This is a genomic window from Mycoplasma sp. AC157 (assembly GCF_054343415.1).
Window position 1 is genome coordinate 1 of record NZ_JBTGVE010000036.1, and the last position, 4,476, is coordinate 4,476.

Here is a 4,476-nt window from a genome sequence, read left to right on the forward strand (position 1 = left end):
ATTTTAGTAGGTAAACTTTTTACTTTAATTGATTCAGTCCTTTCACTTCACAAGCATAAGTTTTAGAAATGAAAAAAAATTTATTTTAAGTAATTTTTTATTTTTCTAAAAAGCAAAAGTAAAATAATTTTATAAAGTAAAATATGAATTTTCTTTCGAGCGTGGGTGAAAAAGGAGAAAAATGAAGAAAAAATCAGATATTTTACTTTATAAATACTTTCAAAATTGAATCTATGTATATAAAAAGGATTCAATTAGAAAGGTAAGTTTTAAAAAATATGAATTAACATTAGATTGAATCATAAAGTTAGTTCCAAATTTAAAGTTAAATGAATTAGATAGATATGAATATCAAAAATTATTAAATGAATATGCCTTAACTCATGAAAAACAAACAACAATGGATTTTCATCATCATCTTAAAAGTTGCTTACTTGATGCACTAGATGATGGATATTTAGAAACAGATCCAACAAGAAAAGTTGTTATTAAAGGAAAAGCACCTAGAGAAAAAAGACAAAAATATTTAAATCAATTTCAATTACAATTGCTTTTAAAAACACTTAAGCTAGATTCAAAATTAAATATGGATTGATTAATATTATTAATTGCTAAAACCGGTTTAAGATTTTCTGAAGCTATTGCGGTTACGCCTAAAGATTTTGATTTTGTTAAACAAACATTAAATGTTTCTAAAACTTGAAATTACAAAGAACATGGTGGTTTTTTACCAACAAAAAATAAGTCTTCAATTAGAAAAGTACAACTTGATTGAATGACTACTTCACAATTTGCTGGAATTATTAAAGATTTAGATCCAGATAAACCAATTTTTATATTTAAAGAAAAAATTTATAACTCAACAATAAATGATATTTTAATAAGAAGGTGCAAAAAAGCTAATGTGCCTCCAATTACTGTTCATGCCTTAAGACATACCCATGCATCAATTTTATTGTATGCTGGAGTATCTATCGCTTCCGTAGCAAGAAGATTAGGGCATGCAAGTATGAATACAACTGAAAGAATATATTTACACATAATTAATGAATTAGAAAATAAAGATATTGACTTAGTAATGAGATCAATATCTAGCTTAATTTAGACATAAGTTCACCCACGCAAAAAACACCCATTTTTTTTGGGTGTTTTAGTTTATTTTTTTGTTTTTGAGATCTTCTTTAAATTGTTTGTAGATTATATACAATTTACAGTCTTTATTTTTAGAAAGAATGTATTCTTTTAAAGACTGTTCATCTTTTATGGTTTTTAGATACTTTTCTATAGTATCGATTCTTCCATTTTCTTTTCAACGACTTTCTTCTAAATCTCAAAGTTCCTCAAAGACTTTGCAAATGTTTTCATCTTGATCGATAAGATAGGTTGCTTTAAATTTAGATTTATCATCATTAAGTTCTTTATTTTTTAAGAAATTTAAATATTGTTTTAAACCACCAAATTGTGAGTAAATTTCTTCAATTATAGTTTTACCATCACTAATATCTGCATCAATTTGCAGAAGAAGTTTTCTTGTATCTGCATCAACTTGTGCCAGTTTTTGATGAAATTCTTTTTCACTTCACTCGTTTATAGGTGCTTTTAATTCTGCAACTTTCCCTTTATATGTAAAGTGAACTTCAAAAAAATGAATGTCAATCATCTGAGTGTTTAAAGTTCTTTCTGACATTCAATCTAAATCAAAATCACTTATTGTTTCATCTATTTCATCTTTTTCTTTATTGTCTCTAAGAGCATTTAAATCGATTTCCTTAAATCTTAATTTAAGTTTATTAATATCTTCTTCATTAAAGACATTTGAAAGTTCTTTATAAGGTTCTTTTCTTAAAAGTGATAAAGAAGTAAGTGTTTTTTCTAGTTTAGTAAAATTACCAACAAATCTTTTTTGTTGTTCCTTAAGAATGTGGTTTTCAGATTTAGGATCATATTTTGGCACTTCTTCAAAGTTTGGATAATTTCAATTATTAAAGATAACTTCAATTTCTTGATAATATTTTTGAGCATTACTTATTAGTATTTTACTTGAATCTGCTTCAATATCAACATTATGAACTCCTGAATAAATCTCAAGCGCTCTTTGAAGATTAGATTTCATGGTTCCAGGTTCTCTGTAAAAATAGATAGAACCAAATGGTTTATCATTTGCATTTTCTAGTCTATTTGTTCTAGACATTGATTGAATTAAATGTTCATTTTCCTGTATTTTATCGAAAAAAACGGTGTTAATATACTTGGAATCATATCCTGTTAGCATTTGATTTACAACAATTAATAAATCAAGAATTACTGTTGGATATTTATTACCTTCTAAAATTTGTCTTTCTTTAAAAATTTTAGAAATTACACTTTTGAAGTTTTCATCAAGATTAGCAGTAGTTACTTTCGGATTATCTTTAAAATCTTGTTCAAAAGTATCATAAATATTTTTAATTTCTTCTAGTTTAGAAAAGTTTTTCGCTTCTTCTTCTGAAACAGCATCGATATTTTTATCAAATAAAGCAGTTACATTAAAGTTTGCTAATTCCGGAACTGATTTTTTAGCTTCTTGAAATAATTTAAAATATTTGATAGCGTCATCGATTTTTTTAGTAGCTAAAATCGCACTATATCTTCTGTTATTACTTGTACTAATTCAGTGTTCTAAAATATCTTTAACTACTACTTTTTTAAAATTATCACTATCGTAGTAATCGTTGTTTTTTAATCATCTTTCAATTTTAATAATATCTTCTGGATTACCTAAACTATTTTTCTGATTTAATAAATTATAAATTTCTAAATCACTTGAATTGAATCTTCCTTGATTTGCCCAAGCAGAAAGTTTATATTTTATTTTTGTACTATCAACTTCAATTTCTTCACCATAATGATTAGATTGAATTTTATAAAAGTATTCTAAAAGCATATTTTCAAAATTTATATAATTATTACTAAATCTTAAAACATTTCCATCTTCTAAACCATTAATAATGGTGTATTTATGAAGTAATGGTCCAAATACTTGTTCGGTAGTTAATTCATTTTTTTGATTAACTCAGTGAATTGGAGTTCCTGTAAATCCAATAAAAATAGCATTTTCAAATTGACTTTGAATCTTATTCATCATTTGACCATAACTACTTCTATGCGCTTCATCAAAAATTAAAGCAATTTTTTCTTCTGGTTTGAAGTAATTTTTTCTTAATTGAGATAGTTTTTGAATAGAAGTAATAAAAATTGTTTTAAATAAACCGCTGTTTCTTGCTGTTTCTTTTAATTTTTCTTCTAGATCTTTAATTCCATAAGTATTTATAATTTTGATTTTATCTTTATTTATTTTTGAAAATTCACTAAACTCTGTAAAACTCTGTTCATTTAAATCGATTCTATCAACTACAAAAACAACAGTAGAAACCATTTCTCTTTTTAAAAGTAGACTTGCTGTTTGAAAACTTGTTAAAGTTTTACCAGAACCTGTTGTATGTCAAATAAATCCGCATTTATTTTCGTTTTTGTATTTAATTTCATTGATCTTATCAAGAATTGCTTTAATAGCATAAAATTGATAACTTCTAGTGATTAATAATTTATTGTCTTTAATTATTGTTCCGTTAGAAATTAAGTTATGTGCTTCTGGGATTTTGAAAAATAAGTTAATTATTTTATCAATATCATTAACTATTTGATTATCTTTATTTTTTCAATATCTAAAGTCTTTTATGTTGAAATTGCTAAAATCATCAACAATTGAAGTATATTCCATATTATTTGGAGTTAGTGCTACAAGCACTTGTACAAATTTAAGTAATCCTGTGGAAAATACCCCATTTTTCCCGTATTGAATTAATTGCTTTTTAGCATCTTCAATACCAATATTTGCTGTTTTTAACTCTAAACAAAATAGTGGTAAACCATTTATTAATAGTAAAACATCAATTCTTCTTTCTCTTTGAGCAGAAACAGAAACTTGTCTTGCTGTTTGATAAATAGTATTTCCTGCTTTTATTTCTGTATTACTAAAAATTTTTAAATAAATCAAACCTTTTTTATCTTCTGCACTTAAATTTGGATTTGTTCTTTGAAAAGGGATTGACTCACCTTGAAGTAAACTATGAATTTCAACAACTTTATTTGCTGAATTAAAGATTTTTGCTTTAATTTCTTCAAATTCTTCATCATCTAAAGGCACATTATTAAGAGTTGCTTTATTAAGTTCAAAAAGAATATTTCTTCAGTTTTGTTCTAATTCTTTTTCACTAATTCCATCAAGTGTATCGCTTATTTGGGAATTTTCAATACTTTGATTTTTTCAACCATAGTTTTTTAACTTAATTAATAAAGATTTTTCAAATTCTAATTCTTTGTGTTCCATTAAATAAACATCCTTTCTAATAGTTTTGCTTTTATATTTTCTAATGCTGTTAACTTACGCTTGTGAAGTGAAAGGAGAGAGTCTATTAATAAAATGAGTTTACTATT

The 4,476-nt window shown here is 25.0% G+C and carries 2 protein-coding genes; one reads left to right on the forward strand and one right to left on the reverse strand.

Features of this window, described 5'->3' with window-relative positions; genetic code table 4:
* Window positions 1–181: 181 nt before the first annotated feature.
* Entirely contained in the window at window positions 182–1,105 is a 924-nt protein-coding gene (locus ACXX84_RS04025; protein ID WP_458557354.1) for a site-specific integrase, read from the forward strand.
* 45 nt (window positions 1,106–1,150) lie between these two features.
* Here the strand turns inward: ACXX84_RS04025 and ACXX84_RS04030 are convergent, their stop codons facing one another.
* Window positions 1,151–4,369 (reverse strand): DEAD/DEAH box helicase family protein, encoded by a 3,219-nt coding sequence (locus ACXX84_RS04030; RefSeq protein ID WP_458572957.1) that lies wholly within the window; start codon window positions 4,367–4,369, stop codon window positions 1,151–1,153.
* Between the last annotated feature and the right edge of the window lie 107 nt (window positions 4,370–4,476).